Below are 15,429 nucleotides of genomic sequence, written 5' to 3'. Positions count from 1 at the left end.
CTCACCCGCCGGTGCCAGCGGGCGGGTGCCCCTGTTTTTGGGGCGTGGGGGCGCGCTGTGTGTGGCCGGCGCCACGCTCCCGTTCCTCGCTGTCCTTGCTGTCGTCTTTCGAAGATCTCCATGCAAAATCTCACCGCACCCGAACTTGCCGCGTGGCTGGCCGATACCTCGCGCCCCGCGCCCGTCCTGCTCGACGTGCGCGAGCCCTGGGAGGTCCAGACCGCGAAGCTGGACAACATCGTGTCGATTCCGATGCGCGACATTCCCGCCCGCAGCGAAGAACTCGACGACGACGCGCAGATCGTGTGCATCTGCCATCACGGCGCGCGCAGCGCACAGGTCGCGATGTTCCTGGAATCGCGCGGCTTCACGCAGATGTTCAACCTGTACGGCGGCATCGACGCGTGGTCGCGTCAGGTCGATCCGGCGGTGCCCACGTACTGATCCTGCGTCATCCGGCGCTCGACCACAGCGCCGTGCCGTTCGCGGCATAGATGACCAGATGGCCGTCCTTCTGGATCAGCGCCACCGCTCCCGGATGACCCGACGTACCGGTCTGCCACACCCGCGTCCCGTTCCTGTCGTATAACGCCAGATTGCCGTCGTCCTGCATGCGGACTTCGGCGCCGGGCGCGCCCGCGCTCTGCGACGACCACACGACCGCGCCGTTCTGCATCGCGACGAGATAGCCGTCGTCCCGCACCGTCAGCGTGACGCCGCCGCTGCACGCCGCCAGCGATCCACCCACGCCGAAACCTTCGCCTGCCGCCAGACGGCCGCAGGCGCCCGGTGCATTGACTTGCGGCAGCGCCGCGAACCAGTCCGGATCGGCTGCGTTCGCAATGGCCTGCGCGCCTGCGTCGTTCGGATGCAGATGGTCGCCGCTGTCGAACGCCGGGGCATACGCGGCCTGATTGCCAGCGTCGCCGGTTGCCCCCGCCTGATCGAGCACGGCGTCGCAGCCGCTGCCGGCGCGATCGCGCAGGAACGCGTTGATCTGCTCGCGGGTGGTCTCGATGGCCGGCGTCCACTCCGCGACGCCCTGGAACGGCGTCAGCGTCGAGCAGATGACGCCGAGCTGCGCGGCGTGCGCTTGTCCGATCACGCGCCGGTACGCGTCTTCGAGTTGCTGCGCCGTCGGCGGATCGGCGTGAATGAGACTGTTCACGGCTTCGTCCGAGACGATCACCCATTTGACGTTCGCCTGCTCCAGCACGTCGCGGGCAAAGCGCGTGAGTCCGGCCTGACCCGCCTGATCCGTGAAGAAATCGTTACCGCTGATGGCCTCACTCAGCACGCCCACCGCCATGCCCGCGCGCGCCAGCCGCACCGCCAGCCGGTTGGGCCAGCGCCGGTTGGTGTTCGGCGTGGTCCCGAACCCGTCCGTGATCGACGCGCCGAACGCGACCACCGCGCCCGTTGCGGCGGCGTTCATCACGTCGATGCCGGTCAGGAAATAGACCGATTGCCCGCCCGCCGCATTCGCGACGCCGCCAGAAAACGCCGCATCGCCGCTCACGTCGCCGGGCGCGATATAGACGTCCTGCAGGCCGAGATCGTGGCCGGTGGAGTGCCGCGGCGTCCTCGACGGCACATGCAGGCTTACGGCGAGATCGGCGAGCGCGGGCACGTCGAAGGCGACGGCATCGCTCTGCACCGAACTGCCCGCCGGAATCGTGACGTAGGCCTGGCCGCCAAACGTGACCGGGCGATCGGTGCCCGCGACCGTACCCGCTCCGCGCGCGCGCCGCGCAAGATGCACGTCGCCGATCGTCACGGGCTGCGTGCCGTACAGGTTCGAGAGCGTCACCCGCGCCGCCGTGCCGCCGATGCTCGTATGCACGATGTGCCGGATCGTCTGGTTGTCGAAGCCCTCGTCGGACGCGACGGACGGCGCGATGGACCACGTGCCGGTCCATTGCGCCTGGGCGTAGACCCTCGGCGCGACGGACCCAAGAGCGGCCATCGCCAGCCACCCGGCCACGAACCTGCGCAGAACCGGCTTCATATCCGCCTCCGTTTCCGGCCGGACGCCGGATCAATGCGGTTTTCCGCAGGGCAATCGTGCATTCGTCGTACCCGCGGCGCGCGTGGGCATGGCACTCCACCAAGAAAAAAGCCGCATGAACGTTCGTTCATGCGGCTTCCTTGCTTCCCGGCGCGGCACGGATCACACGACGTTCATCGCCATGGCGCTCGCGCGATAGTGTTCCGCGGCCTGCTGCGTGTCGCCGAGCTGCTCATGCAGACGGGCAAGCGCGCGATGCGTGCGGATCTTGAGCGGCTCGTTGTCGGCGAGCTTCAATGCCGATTCGAGGAACGCCTGCGCCTTGCCCCACAACTGCTGATGCAGGCACAGCCGGCCGAGTGTGAAGAGCAGATCGGCGTCTTCGCTGCGCTCCTTCTGCCAGGCTTCGGCGCGCTGGATCAGCGGGAAGGCGTCCCCGCCGACGATACAGTCCGGATAACGCCGCAACAGCCGCGCATCCCAGTTGTGCGCGAGCGCGTCCTCGACGATCTTCTTCGCCTCCGCGCGACGGTCGAGCGCGATCAGCAATTCAGCAGCGAGATCGGCGAGACGCGGCGACTGACGCTCGGTAGCCGAGAGCGACTGCCAGAACTCGATGAGCGCATCGGGATTGTGCCGCCGGTCGCGCAGCAGGTTTTCCGCCGCGACCTGACGCAGCCGCACGGCCACCGCCGGATGCAGCGCCTCGCGCTTCTCCAGCATGCGCACGAGCTTCAGCACTTCACCCCAGTTCTTCAACTGCTGCTGCGCCCGCAACGCGATCTGCTGCGCATGGATGCGCCGGCCGCCCTGCGCCTGCATCTCGGTCAACGCGACAAGGGCGCCATCGGCGTCCCGGCCGTCGGCGCGCATGTCGGCGGTCGCCATCAGGCGCGCGTCCTGCCACTCGGGGCCGCCCACCTGCGCAAGCCATTCGTCGCGCCGGGCATATTCATGCAGCCGGTGCGCCGCACTCGCGCCGATCAGCCCGGCCGCGCCCTTGTTGTCGGTCACGGCGAGCGCGTCGCGCGCGGCCTTCTCGGCCTTCGAAAAACGCCCGGCATACAGATGTCCGACCGCGTCGCGCAGCGCGGCATTCGCCTTCGCCAGCTTGCTGCGCGCGCGATACGCCGCCACCCGCGACGGCATCTTCCAGACGCCGCGCGCCGCGCGGATCAGCGCGTACAGCACCAGGAACAACACCACCAGCGCGACCACGAACAGGTTCAGCGACATGTCCACGCGATACGGCGGCATCACCAGCAGGATCTGTCCGCCGTTGAAGCCGCCGACCGTCGCGACGATCACCGCGACGGCGAACAGCAGCGCAAGCCAGATGAGTCCACGAGTCGTCATCATCCGCCTCGCTTGAACTGGTGGACGGCGGCGAGGCTGTCGTTGAGGTTGGGCACGGATACCGCGAGCGATGCCTGGTCGACCTGCTTCACCAGTTCGCGCACCGCTTCCACCTTCTTCGACGACGGATCGAAATAGCGGGCCAGCGCGGCATCGGCGGCGCTCAGGTCCGACTTCAGCGCCGGTTCACTGCGCGAAAGCAGCGACAAACGCGCCGACAGCAGCCGCAGCTTGACGTTCTCGCGCACGAAGTAGCCTTGATCCGGCGACGTGAGCATGGCGTCGGCGTTATCGATGCGGCGCACCGACACGAGGCTCGACAACTGCTGGCCGATGCCGCTCGTGATCTGCCGCCACAGCACCTTCCAGCGCGGCTCGCCGGTGGCCGCGGCGATGGAGGCGCTGTCGGCGGGCGCGGCGGCCTGGGCGCGCGCACGGGCGAGCGGCGCTTCGCCGGCGAGCGGCAGCTGGTCGATCTGGCCGATGGCGGTATCGAGCTTGATGGCCAGACCGGTGAGGTCGGTGGTCGGCGCGGACTTGAGCTTGTCCATGTCCTGCGCGATGGCTTTGCGGATCGCCACGACCTGTGGGCCATTGGTGGCCGCGAGGCGGGTGTCGGCGCTTTGCAGCGCGAACAGCGCCAGTTGCACGTTGCCGGTCAGTTGCAGCTGCTGGCTTGCGCTCGACAGGATCTGCTCGACTTCGGCGACGGTCCAGTCGTCGCGATTGCTCGCGAGATCCTGATATTGCTGCTGCAACGCCTGGCTGTGCGCTTCGGCGTCCGCGAGCTTGCCTTGCAGCTGGATGAGCTGGGTGTTGAGCGCGGTCGTGGCGCTCGCGGCCTGATCGGCCTTGGCGCGCAGCTCGGCGTTCTGCTGGTCCGCCTGCGCGAGCCGCTGCGACAGTTGCGTGCCGGCGCGGTCGAACTTGCGGTTCAGGACGAACGCACCCGCGCCCGCCGCCACCGCCAGAATGACGACGACGACCCACAACAGGACGAGGCCCGCGCCGCTGCGCCGCTTCTGCTGCTCGAATGGCGTGAACGGCGTGTTGGGCGGCAGGGGCGGTGTCACGTTCGGCTGAGGTGAGTCTTTCTTGGAATCGTTCGGATCAGTCATGCGTGATGGAGCCGGTTGGTGGGCCGGTTGTGGGGCCGATTGCTGGGCCGGGGCCGATTCGGAAGCCGGACCGGCGGCTGCGTCAGCCTCCGGACGCCGGTGGGTCTGGGCCGTTTGATGCGACTGGTGAGTCTGGGCCGATGCCTCCGCGCCGCTCATGCCGGACGGAAACAAGGTTTCCAGCGCGTGGACGATGCGGTCGTCACCCGCGCCGGACACCGTCATCCTATCAAAACCCGCCCCCCGCGCGGCCTCGGCGATGCGCGGATGGGGGCAGACCAGCGGCGCGCGTTTCAGGCGCGCGATTTCATCGGCAGTGAGATGCTCGTACGCGAGTTCGTTGAGATTGCGCACGCCTTCAGAGCTGGTCAGCAGCCAGGCGTGCGGCACGTCCTGCATGGGCGGCTCGCCGGTGAGCAGCGCGTGCACGCGCTCCCACTTCTGCATCGACGGCTCCGGCAGCACGCGCCGGTACGCCGCGGCCTTCTCCACCCGCGCGCCCGCGGCCACCAGGCGTTCGGCGAGCCACTCGCGGCCGCCGTCGCCGCGCACGATCAGCACGCGCCGGCCTTCGAGACCGGTGGCGCCGAACTCCGCTTCGATGGCCGCGTACAGCGCTTCGGAATCGAAACGGGGATCGGCTTTCTCCGCCGATGGTGTAATCACCCGCTGCGCGGGCGCATGCACGCCCTGGCGCGCGAGCGCGGTCACCGAGCCGGGTCCTACCACCGCCACCGGCAGATCCGCAGGCCACGGCGCAGCGAGCCGGCTGAACGCGTGATCGATCGCGTTCGGCGACACGAACACCACCAGCGCGTAACGCTCCGGCGCATCCGGCGGCAGATAGAGCTGATCGAGCGCGGCGCGCAGCGGGGCGTCGTCGGCGACGGGGGCGATGTCGATCAGCGGGAATTCCAGCGTGTCGAATCCGGCGCTGGCGAGACGCGCGAGCAGCGTGGACGACTGTCCCGCCGGACGCGTGACGATGACGGTGGCGCGGCGCGGGCCCGGCATCAGGAACGCGGCCCCGCGGGCGCCGTGTTCGGACCGTCGCCGGCACGCGAGGTGGCGAGCGCGGCGACGATCTCCAGCGCGCCTTGCGCTTCGAGATCCGTCGACACGCGCTGGCCCAGCGCGAGCGCGGCGGCCAAGTCGGGCGCGCGCACGGATTCCTCGGCGCGCAGCACGCGCCGGCCATCCGGCATCGATACCGCGCCGCGCAGATGCAGCGCGTCGCCCTGCCACTCGGCGTACGCGGCGAGCGGCACTTCACAACTGCCGCCGAGCGCGCGCGATACCGCCCGTTCCGCTTCGACGGCCAGCGCGGTCCGCACGTCGTGCAGCGGCGCGAGCCATGCGGCGAGTTCCGCGCGGTCGGCGCGGATTTCGATGCCGAGCGCGCCCTGCCCCGCCGCCGGCAGGCTCTGCGACGGTTCGAGACGCGCGCGGATGCGTGCTTCAAGACCGAGCCGCTTGAGACCCGCGGCCGCGAGGATGATCGCCGCATATTCGCCGCGGTCCAGCTTGCCGAGACGCGTATCGAGATTGCCGCGCAGCGGGCGCACGTCGAGGAGCGGAAAACGCGCGCGGATCATGGCTTCGCGACGCAGGCTCGAGGTGCCGACGACGCTGCCCGCCGGCAGCGCTTCGAGCGACTCGAAGTGCGGCGAGACGAACGCGTCGCACGGATCCTCGCGTTCGAGAATGGCGCCGAGCGTGAAGCCTTCGGGCAGTTCCATCGGCACGTCCTTGAGCGAATGCACCGCGAGATCGGCGCGGCCTTCGGCAAGCGCGGCTTCGAGCTCCTTCACGAACAGGCCCTTGCCGCCGACCTTCGACAGCGTGCGATCGAGGATCTGATCGCCGCGCGTGGTCATTCCGAGGATTTTCACGTCGCAACGTGGATATAATTTGTGCAGCGCACACCGCACATGTTCGGCTTGCCAAAGGGCAAGGCGGCTTTCCCGCGAAGCGATGGTCAGGGTTGCGGGCGGTGTCGCCGAATGCGTCTCGGAATTCATTGATGCTTGAGTGAATGACGGGATTGATGAATGGACATTAGCGAACAATGGTAGCACGCACGCCACGGCTCACCGACCCGCCGGCATTGCGCGAAAGCCTTGTCCGATGCGCCTTTCGGGGCATTCGCAGCACGTCCGGATGCAGCGGGAAGGCGGCTCCGCGCCGCCTTCCCGCGGTTCGCGGGCCGCGACGCGGTGAATCGCGCGGCATGCTGTCGCAAGTTTGAAGCACGGCCGTTCGGCGGCCGGCGCTTTCTCGCCGGGCCAACGCGCCGGTCCGGCGTTTCGAGTCGATGTGCCCTGGCTTTGCCGCTTCTGAGAGGAACTCAACGTGACGTCTTCTGCATCGGCTCGCTCCGCGCGCCGCAACGCCGCATCGCCCAAGTCTTCCCCCGCCGGCACGCCCGCACCCGCCAGCGCCAGCCAGCCCGCCACCGTCGCCAAGGCGTCGAAGGCCGCCATCGCGCCGAAACCCCGGCCCGGCATCAAGGCCGCTTCGAAGTCGGCGCTGAAGTCCGTCCCCAGACCCGCGCCGAAGACGCCCGCGGCGTCGAAATCCACGTCGAAGCCCTCCACCCGCGCGCGCGACGACAAGGACCGGCCGCTCTTCGAAGACATCCGTTTCCTGGGCCGCCTGCTCGGCGAAGTGCTGCGCGAGCAGGAAGGCGACGCCGTATTCGATGTGGTCGAAGCCATTCGCCAGACGGCCGTGAAGTTCCGCCGCGAAGACGACGTCGAGGCCTCGCAGACGCTGGAAAAGAAGCTGCGCGCGCTGTCGCCGGAACAGACCGTCTCGGTCGTGCGCGCGTTCAGCTACTTTTCGCACCTCGCCAACATCGCCGAAGACCGTCACCACAACCGTCGCCGCCGCATTCACGCGCTGGCCGGCTCCGGCTCTCAGCCCGGCACGATTGCCTACGCGATCGAACGCATGCGCGAACAGCAGACCGTCAGCGCCACGCGCAAGCAGCTCGACAAGTTCTTCGGCGACGCGCTGATCGTGCCGGTCCTCACCGCGCATCCGACCGAAGTGTCGCGCAAGAGCATCCTCGATGCGCAGCACGACATCGCCCGCCTGCTTGCCGAACGCGACCAGGAACTGACCGCGCGCGAACGCGCCCGCAACGAAGCGGTGCTGCGCGCGCGCGTGACGTCGCTGTGGCAGACGCGCATGCTGCGCGACGCGCGCCTCACGGTCGCCGATGAAATCGACAACGCGCTGTCCTACTACCGCGCCACCTTCCTGGCCGAGATTCCGGCGCTCTACGCGGACATCGAGACCGCGCTCGGCGAACACGGCCTGCCCGTGCGCCTGCCGCCGTTCTTCCAGATGGGCAGCTGGATCGGCGGCGACCGCGACGGCAATCCGTTCGTCACCGGCGAAACGCTCGACACCGCGATCACGCGCCAGGCGACGGTGATCTTCGAACACTATCTGGAGCAGGTGCATCTGCTGGGCGCGGAACTGTCGGTGTCGAACCTGCTGGCCGGGTCGAGCGAGGCCTTGCAGGCGCTCGCCGACGCCTCGCCGGACCAGTCGGTGCATCGCACGGACGAGCCGTACCGGCGCGCGCTGATCGGCATGTACACGCGACTCGCGGCCAGCGCGCGCGTGCGGCTGGGCGAAGGCGTCGTGGCGCTGCGCAGCGCCGGGCCGGGCGCGCCGCAGATCCGCGCGACGCCTTACGCGGATGCCGCCGAATTCACCCGCGACCTGCACGTGCTGGTCGATTCGCTCGCCGAGCACCATGGCGCGTCGATGTCGATCCTGCGGCTCTCGCCGCTCGTACGCGCATCCGAAGTGTTCGGCTTCCATCTGGCGAGCATCGACTTGCGGCAGAGCTCGGACATCCACGAGGCGGTCATCGCCGAACTGCTCGCGCGGGCCGGCGTGAATGCCGACTACGCGGCGCTCTCCGAGGAAGAAAAGCGCGCGGTGCTGCTGAAGGAACTGGCCCAGCCGCGTCCGCTGCGCCTGCCGTACGCCGACTATTCCGATCTCGCAAAAAGCGAGCTCGGCGTGCTGGAAGCGGCGCGCGAAACCCGTCGCAAGTTCGGCGCGCGCGCCGTGCGCAACTACATCATTTCGCATACGGAAACCGTCAGCGACCTGCTGGAAGTGATGCTGCTGCAGAAGGAAACCGGCGTGCTGCAAGGCTGCCTTGGCAACCGGGAAGATTCCGCGCGCGACGGCCTGATGGTGATTCCGCTGTTCGAAACCATCGCCGACTTGCGCAATGCCCCGGTCATCATGGGCGAGTTCTTCGCGCTGCCGGGCATCGATGCGCTGGTGCGCAACCAGGGCAACGAGCAGGAAGTGATGCTCGGCTATTCCGACAGCAACAAGGACGGCGGCTTTCTCACGTCGAACTGGGAGCTGTATCGCGCGGAACTGGCGCTGGTCACCTTGTTCAAGGAACGCGGCACGACGCTGCGCCTGTTCCACGGCCGGGGCGGCACGGTGGGACGCGGCGGCGGCCCGACCTACCAGGCCATCCTGTCGCAGCCGCCCGGCACCGTCGATGGGCAGATCCGCCTGACCGAACAGGGCGAAGTGATTTCGAGCAAGTTCGGCAATCCCGAAATCGGCAGGCGCAATCTGGAGACGGTGGTCGCCGCGACACTGGAAGCCTCGCTGCTGCCGCATGAAAACGCGCCCGCGCAGCTGCCGCAATTCGAAGAAGTGATGCAGACGCTCTCGGATGCGGCGATGGCCGCGTACCGCGCGCTCGTCTACGAGACGCCGGGCTTCACCGACTACTTCTTCTCCTCGACGCCGATTGCCGAGATCGCCGAGCTGAACATCGGCAGCCGGCCGGCCTCGCGCAAGATGCAAGATCCGAAGCAGCGCAAGATCGAGGACCTGCGCGCAATTCCCTGGGGTTTCTCGTGGGGACAGTGCCGCCTGCTGCTGACCGGCTGGTACGGGTTCGGCAGCGCGGTGAGCGCGTATCTGGACAAGACCGGCTCCGAGGAAGAACGCGGCAAGCGGCTCGCCCTGCTGCGCAAGATGTGCAAGACCTGGCCGTTCTTCAAGAACCTGCTGTCGAACATGGACATGGTGCTCGCCAAGACCGATCTCGCGGTCGCGTCGCGCTACGCGCAGCTCGTCAGCGACAAGAAGCTGCGCAAGCACGTGTTCGAGCGCATCGTCGCGGAGCATGAGCGCACGTGCGCCGTGCTCGCGGAGATCACCGGCCGCGGCGAACGTCTCTCCGACAACCCGCTGCTCGCGCGTTCGATCAAGAACCGCTTCCCGTATCTCGATCCGCTCAATCACCTTCAGGTCGAGCTGCTCAAGCGGCATCGCGCGGGCGATCAAAACGTGCGGCTGCGGCGCGGCATTCACCTGACCATCAACGGCATCGCGGCCGGCCTGCGCAACACCGGCTGATGCGTGGCGGCGCCGTGTGCGGGCAGCACCACGGCGCCGCTGACCTCAGTCGCGCCTCTGCGCCTCGATCAGCATCGCATCGAGTTCAAACGAGCCATCCTCCGTCACGCTGAAATACTGGCGCACTTCGTCGGGCGCGCTGTTCCACATCGAGCGAATGGCCGTCACGCGCTCGGGCGGCGTGCGCATCCGCGTTACCCACGCATCGAATCCGAGCGGAATGCGCCAGCGTTCGCCGACACGCGCCTCGAAGCCGGCGGCATCCAGCATCGCGAGCCATTCGTCCGCGCGATAGTCGCGGATATGCGAGGCGTCGCGCAGTATTTCGATGGCCTGGATATGCGTGTCGTACAGCGGATCGTCGATCCCCGCGATGTCGATGAAGCGCAGCCGCCCGCCCGGCTTCAGCACCCGATGCACCTCCCGCAGCGCCGCCGGCACGTCGCGCCAGTGATGCGCGCTCATGCGGCTCACCGCCCAGTTGAACGACGCATCCGCGAACGGCAGCGTTTCCGCCGCGCCCTGCTGCGTGCGGATCGTCGTGAGCCCGCGCTCGCGCGCCGCGGCTTCGACCGTCGCCAGCATCTGCTGCGCGATGTCGTACGCCACCACCTCGCGCACGTGCGGCGCGATCGCGAAGCTCGCGTGGCCTGCGCCGCAGCCCATGTCCAGCACCGTCGCGTTGCCGCAGGTGGCCGCGAAGGTCGCGGCGAGCGTCTGCAGATCCGCGCCGCTCGCGTGGACGGCGCTCGTGAGATAGGCGGCAGCCGTGCTGCCGAAGGCGTCCGCGACCTGATCGTGGTGTTTCATGGCGAATCTCCGGTTCGGTGTGGGGAGGTGTGGGGAAGGTCTGGCGCTACAAGCCGCTACAATAGAACTCGCCCTGTACCGGTACAAGTCAAGCAGTTATTCTGGTATCTCCACCACCTGTCATCGCTGAACCCCGTTTTCAGCGCCTTGCATGAGCTCCATCGAGAAACACGACATCCTCGCCGAAACACCCGCTCGCGCGCTCGGCGAGTTCATCCGCGCGCATCGCGAACGCCTCTCGCCGCAGGCCGTCGGGCTGGCGGCCGGACCGCGCCGCCGCACGCCCGGCCTGCGCCGCGAGGAAGTGGCGCAACTGTGCGGCGTGAGTCCCACCTGGTACACCTGGATCGAACAGGGCCGCCCGGTGTCCGCCTCTGCCGACGCGCTCGCGCGCATCGCCGTCGCGTTGCAGCTGTCGCGCGCCGAACGCGCCTATCTGTTCGAGCTGGCCGCGCAGCGCGATCCCGCCGAGCCCGATCCCGCCAGCCAGGACGCGCCCGCCGCGCTGCTGCAGACGGTCGGCCTGATCGGCGCGCCGGCTTACGTACTGGACCGGCAATGGAACGCGCTGCGCTGGAACGCGCCGGCGGCGGAGCTGTTCGTCGGCTGGCTCGACGGCGCGCACGACCGCAACCTGCTGACCTACACCTTCACGTCGCCGGCGGCGCGCGAGCTGATCGTCGACTGGGACACGCGCGCGCGGCGGCTCGCGGCCGAGTTCCGGGCGGATTCCATCCGCCATCTGAACGATCCGCCCACGCGCGCGCTGATCGACACCCTCAGCGCCGCGAGCGACGCGTTCGCGCGCTACTGGGCGTCGCAGGACGTGTTCGAGCGCGAAGGCGGCGAACGCGCATTCAATCATCCGGCGCGCGGCCGCGTGGTGTTCAACCAGATCACCTTCAAGCCGGCGCATCGCGAAGATCTGAAGCTCGTGATCCTCGTCGGGGAAGCGTGACGCCTTTTGTTAAAATCCCAGTCTTCCGGCGGCTCCTCGCGCCGCTTCCTCCGACCGCCACAGCACAGCACATCACCATGAGTTCCCAACTCCACAAAAAAGGCGAGGCCTGGTCCGCGCGCTTCTCCGAGCCGATGTCGGAGCTCGTCAAACGCTATACGTCATCGGTATTCTTCGACAAGCGCCTCGCCCTCGTCGACATCCAGGGCTCGCTCGCGCATGCCTCGATGCTCGCGGCACAGAAGATCATCGGCGCCGACGACCTCGCGGCCATCGAGCGCGGCATGGCGCAGATCAAGGGCGAGATCGAGCGCGGCGAGTTCGAGTGGAAGCTGGACCTGGAAGACGTGCATCTGAACATCGAGGCGCGCCTGACCGCGCTGATCGGCGACGCCGGCAAGCGCCTGCACACCGGCCGCTCGCGCAACGACCAGGTGGCGACCGACATCCGCCTGTGGCTGCGCGGCGAGATCGACCGCATCGGCGAGCTGCTGAAGGATCTGCGCGGCGCGCTGATCGACATGGCCGAGCAACACGCCGACACCATCATGCCCGGCTTCACGCATCTGCAGGTCGCGCAGCCGGTGACCTTCGGCCACCATCTGCTCGCCTACGTCGAGATGTTCTCGCGCGACGCCGAACGCATGCGCGACGCCCGCAAGCGCGTGAACCGCCTGCCGCTGGGCGCGGCGGCGCTGGCCGGCACGAGCTATCCGATCGACCGCGAGGCGGTTGCGAAGACGCTCGGCTTCGAGGGCATCTGCGCGAACTCGCTCGACGCCGTGTCGGACCGCGACTTCGCGATCGAATTCACGGCGGCCGCGGCGCTCGTCATGACGCACGTGTCGCGCTTCTCCGAGGAACTGGTGCTGTGGATGAGCCCGCGCGTCGGCTTCATCGATCTGGCCGACCGCTTCTGCACCGGTTCGTCGATCATGCCGCAGAAGAAGAACCCGGACGTGCCGGAACTCGCGCGCGGCAAGACCGGCCGCGTGAACGGCCACCTGATGGCGCTGCTCACGCTGATGAAAGGCCAGCCGCTCGCCTACAACAAGGACAATCAGGAAGACAAGGAGCCGCTGTTCGACACCGTCGATACGGTTGCCGACACACTGCGCATTTTCGCGGAGATGGCCGCGGGCATCACGGTGAAGCCGCAGGCGATGCGCGCCGCCGCGTTGCAGGGCTTCTCCACCGCCACCGATCTCGCGGACTATCTCGTGAAGCGCGGCCTGCCGTTCCGCGATGCGCACGAGGCGGTGGCGCATGCGGTGCGCATCTGCGTGGACCGCGAATGCGACATCGCGGACCTGTCGCTGGACGAGATGCGCAAGGAACTGCCGAACGTCGCGCATCTGATCGGCGAGGACGTGTTCGATTATCTGACGCTCGAAGGCTCGGTCGCAAGCCGCGCCCACGCGGGCGGCACCGCGCCGGATCAGGTGCGGGCGGCGGCACGGGCCGCGCGTGCGGCGCTCTGAGCGCGCGAGGTTTCACGGCGCCCTGAAGACCCTCCGAGGCCGTTCGCAAGAACGGCCTTTTTCGTTCCCGGCCGCGACGCAGTGTCCCTGCGCAATGCCTGGCTGATTCGCGATAATCGGGTGTCGCGCCCTCCACACCCATCACACGCTCCACGCCATGATCATCCGCCCCAAGCTCAACTGGTTCCGGCTGTTGTTCGTCTGGCGCGGCTCCGTGCTGCCCCAGCTTCTGCCGCGGCTCGGGCTGATCTTCGCGTTGTCGGTGACGGCGATCGTCATGCACGACACCATGCGCACCTATCCGGTCGAACTCGGCACGCCGCCGTTCGCGCTGGTGGGCATCGCGCTCGCGGTGTTTCTCGGCTTCCGCAACAGCGCGGCCTATGAGCGCTGGTGGGAAGGCCGCAAGCTGTGGGGCGCGCTGCTCAACACCGCGCGCGCGCTCGGGCAACAGGCGCTGTCGCTGACGGCTCGGCGCGAGCCGGTGCAGTCACGGCAGTTCCTCGCCGCGCTCGGCGCCCTCGCGCATGCGCTGCGTCACCAGCTGCGCGGCACCGACGCCCTCGCCGATCTCGCCCCGCGCGTGCCGCCCGAGCTGCACGCGCGCCTCGCGGCAGCCACCTTCCGCCCGGCGCTCATCATGCTCTGGCTCGGCGAATGGGTCGCGGAGCGTCAGCGCGAGGGCAGCATCGACGGCTATGCGGTGCTCGCCTTCCAGCACAACCTGAACGTGCTGTCGGATGTGATCGGCGGCTGTGAACGCCTCGCCTCGACCCCGTTGCCGTTCTCGTACTCGGTGATGATCCATCGCACCATCTATCTGTTCTGCGCGTTCCTGCCGTTCGGTCTCGTCGACGGCGCCGGCCTGCTCACGCCCTTGTTCGCGTTGCTGCTCGCCTATGCGTTCATGGCGCTCGAAGCCATCGCGGCGCAAATCGAGGACCCGTTCGGCAACGAAGAGAACGATCTCGCGCTGAACACCATCTGCGAAGGGATCGAAACCGCGCTGCATGACCTGGCCGCCGACCCCGGCTTCGTGCGCGCGCCACGCTGCGCGACGAACACGCCCGACTACATTCTCGATTGACCTTCCGTCCTCCCGTGCAGGGTGCGCATGACATCGTCGATAATCGTGCGCTCTCAACCCGGAGGAAACGTTTTGAAACTGTTCTACAAGGCGGGCGCGTGCTCGCTCGCCTCGCATATCGCGCTCGAGGAGTCCGGCGTGGCCTACACCACCGAAGCCGTCGATCTCAAGACCAAGACCACCGCGAGCGGCGCCGACTTCAGCCAGATCAACCCGAAGGGCTATGTTCCCGCGCTGTTGCTCGACAGCGGCGAACTGCTGACCGAAGGTCCGGCGATCATGCAATACGTCGCCGATCAGGCGCCGGCCAGACATCTCGCCCCGCTTGCCGACGCGATGGCGCGCTATCGCCTGCAGAGCTGGCTCACGTTCATCGGCACCGAACTGCACAAGAACTTCTCTCCGTTCTTCACGCCGGGCGTGGGCAGCGATTCCCGGGCCATCGCCATGGCCACGCTTGAGCGCCGTCTCGCGTATGTCGCGCAGCACATCGATGACAAGCAGTTCCTGCTCGGCGACGACTTCAGCATCGGCGACGGCTATCTCTTCACCGTGCTTGGCTGGGCGAAGCATGTGGATCTCGATCTCGGCAAGTGGCCGGCGCTCGTTGCGTATCAGGAGCGGGTCGGCGCGCGGGCCGCCGTGCAGGCGGCGATGAAGGCGGAAGGCCTGATCTGAAGCGCGCGGCATCGTGCGGCGCACTCGCGTATTTCATCCACAGATGCGCCGCACCAGCCATTTGTACATGCGGTCGAGCGTCGGCACGATGCGGCGCTCGGTCCAGTCGAACGACAGCATCGCCACGGACACGAGCATCGCGCTGCACACGAAACCCGCGAACCACGGCTCGACATGCGGCCAGTCCAGCAGCGCGCGGCATGACAGGTAGTAACCGCCCACCAGTGAGATGACGAAGAAGATCGCCGCGCGCCATGACGAATGCTCGCGCGAGCGTGTCAGGTGAATCAGCGCGCCGCACACAACGCCCAGCGCGTGCGCCGGATCGGCATGCATGTCGGATGCCGACGGATCGAGGCAGCGCACCATGTCCATCAGGCATTCGGACCCGCAAGGCGCGAACGGATAGAGAACGATCATGATCTGAAGTGTGCAACGTGAGGTTCCGGCCGCGGGGGGGGGGGCGGGGGGGCCCCCCCCCGCGGGGCCCCCCGGCCCCCCGCCCGCCCCCCCCCCCG

The 15,429-nt window shown here is 68.1% G+C and carries 12 protein-coding genes; 6 read left to right on the top strand and 6 right to left on the bottom strand.

The window, feature by feature from the left end:
* Positions 1–120 precede the first annotated feature (120 nt).
* On the top strand, positions 121–444 hold the full coding sequence (locus QCE69_RS03200; RefSeq protein ID WP_309914404.1) for a rhodanese-like domain-containing protein: 324 nt from the start codon (positions 121–123) through the stop codon (positions 442–444).
* 7 nt (positions 445–451) lie between these two features.
* Here the strand turns inward: QCE69_RS03200 and QCE69_RS03195 are convergent, their stop codons facing one another.
* The 4 genes from QCE69_RS03195 to hemC all read right to left on the bottom strand — a co-directional run bounded on the left by QCE69_RS03195 (position 452) and on the right by hemC (position 6,503).
* On the bottom strand, positions 452–2,008 hold the full coding sequence (locus QCE69_RS03195) for a GDSL-type esterase/lipase family protein (RefSeq protein ID WP_309929444.1): 1,557 nt from the start codon (positions 2,006–2,008) through the stop codon (positions 452–454).
* A gap of 162 nt (positions 2,009–2,170) precedes the next feature.
* Positions 2,171–3,364, bottom strand: a complete 1,194-nt coding sequence (locus QCE69_RS03190; RefSeq protein WP_309811419.1) for a heme biosynthesis protein HemY — start codon at positions 3,362–3,364, stop codon at positions 2,171–2,173.
* Positions 3,364–5,496 (bottom strand): fused uroporphyrinogen-III synthase HemD/membrane protein HemX, encoded by a 2,133-nt coding sequence (gene hemDX / locus QCE69_RS03185; protein WP_309929440.1) that lies wholly within the window; start codon positions 5,494–5,496, stop codon positions 3,364–3,366. Before hemDX ends, QCE69_RS03190 begins: the two co-directional genes overlap by 1 nt.
* On the bottom strand, positions 5,496–6,503 hold the full coding sequence (hemC, locus tag QCE69_RS03180) for a hydroxymethylbilane synthase (RefSeq protein ID WP_309929438.1): 1,008 nt from the start codon (positions 6,501–6,503) through the stop codon (positions 5,496–5,498). Before hemC ends, hemDX begins: the two co-directional genes overlap by 1 nt.
* Positions 6,504–6,834: 331 nt before the next feature.
* Here hemC and ppc point away from each other — a divergent pair, with 331 nt between their 5' ends.
* Positions 6,835–9,897 carry a phosphoenolpyruvate carboxylase gene (gene ppc / locus QCE69_RS03175; RefSeq protein WP_309929436.1) on the top strand — a complete coding sequence of 1,021 codons (3,063 nt, stop codon included), beginning with the start codon at positions 6,835–6,837 and terminating at the stop codon, positions 9,895–9,897.
* Between the two features lie 45 nt (positions 9,898–9,942).
* Here ppc and QCE69_RS03170 read toward each other — a convergent pair whose 3' ends face one another.
* Positions 9,943–10,707, bottom strand: coding sequence for a class I SAM-dependent methyltransferase (locus tag QCE69_RS03170; protein WP_309929435.1), 765 nt, complete (start codon positions 10,705–10,707; stop codon positions 9,943–9,945).
* Between the two features lie 151 nt (positions 10,708–10,858).
* On the opposite strand from QCE69_RS03170, the gene QCE69_RS03165 reads away from it, so the two are divergent.
* The 4 genes from QCE69_RS03165 to gstA all read left to right on the top strand — a co-directional run bounded on the left by QCE69_RS03165 (position 10,859) and on the right by gstA (position 14,911).
* Complete coding sequence (locus tag QCE69_RS03165; RefSeq protein WP_309929434.1) at positions 10,859–11,665, top strand: helix-turn-helix transcriptional regulator; 807 nt, start codon at positions 10,859–10,861, stop codon at positions 11,663–11,665.
* A gap of 77 nt (positions 11,666–11,742) precedes the next feature.
* Positions 11,743–13,146, top strand: a complete 1,404-nt coding sequence (gene argH / locus QCE69_RS03160; protein WP_309929432.1) for an argininosuccinate lyase — start codon at positions 11,743–11,745, stop codon at positions 13,144–13,146.
* A gap of 157 nt (positions 13,147–13,303) precedes the next feature.
* Positions 13,304–14,233, top strand: a complete 930-nt coding sequence (locus tag QCE69_RS03155; RefSeq protein WP_309929431.1) for a bestrophin family ion channel — start codon at positions 13,304–13,306, stop codon at positions 14,231–14,233.
* Between the two features lie 72 nt (positions 14,234–14,305).
* Positions 14,306–14,911, top strand: a complete 606-nt coding sequence (gstA, locus tag QCE69_RS03150; protein ID WP_309914378.1) for a glutathione transferase GstA — start codon at positions 14,306–14,308, stop codon at positions 14,909–14,911.
* A gap of 33 nt (positions 14,912–14,944) precedes the next feature.
* Here gstA and QCE69_RS03145 read toward each other — a convergent pair whose 3' ends face one another.
* Positions 14,945–15,331 (bottom strand): hypothetical protein, encoded by a 387-nt coding sequence (locus QCE69_RS03145; protein WP_309929428.1) that lies wholly within the window; start codon positions 15,329–15,331, stop codon positions 14,945–14,947.
* Positions 15,332–15,429: the final 98 nt, after the last annotated feature.

The organism is Caballeronia sp. LZ032 (assembly GCF_031451315.1).
Lineage (GTDB): Bacteria > Pseudomonadota > Gammaproteobacteria > Burkholderiales > Burkholderiaceae > Caballeronia.
Note: the sequence above shows the minus strand (reverse complement) of the source record. Positions and strands in the feature narration are given on the sequence as shown.

Bases quoted from the DNA above. Each gene is read 5' to 3' on its own strand.
- hemC (WP_309929438.1), bottom strand. From the start codon at position 6,503: ATGAATTCCGAGACGCATTCGGCGACACCGCCCGCAACCCTGACCATC.
- QCE69_RS03190 (WP_309811419.1), bottom strand. From the start codon at position 3,364: ATGACGACTCGTGGACTCATCTGGCTTGCGCTGCTGTTCGCCGTCGCG.
- hemDX (WP_309929440.1), bottom strand. From the start codon at position 5,496: ATGCCGGGCCCGCGCCGCGCCACCGTCATCGTCACGCGTCCGGCGGGA.
- QCE69_RS03170 (WP_309929435.1), bottom strand. From the start codon at position 10,707: ATGAAACACCACGATCAGGTCGCGGACGCCTTCGGCAGCACGGCTGCC.
- QCE69_RS03195 (WP_309929444.1), bottom strand. From the start codon at position 2,008: ATGAAGCCGGTTCTGCGCAGGTTCGTGGCCGGGTGGCTGGCGATGGCC.
- QCE69_RS03165 (WP_309929434.1), top strand. From the start codon at position 10,859: ATGAGCTCCATCGAGAAACACGACATCCTCGCCGAAACACCCGCTCGC.
- argH (WP_309929432.1), top strand. From the start codon at position 11,743: ATGAGTTCCCAACTCCACAAAAAAGGCGAGGCCTGGTCCGCGCGCTTC.
- QCE69_RS03200 (WP_309914404.1), top strand. From the start codon at position 121: ATGCAAAATCTCACCGCACCCGAACTTGCCGCGTGGCTGGCCGATACC.
- QCE69_RS03155 (WP_309929431.1), top strand. From the start codon at position 13,304: ATGATCATCCGCCCCAAGCTCAACTGGTTCCGGCTGTTGTTCGTCTGG.
- QCE69_RS03145 (WP_309929428.1), bottom strand. From the start codon at position 15,331: ATGATCGTTCTCTATCCGTTCGCGCCTTGCGGGTCCGAATGCCTGATG.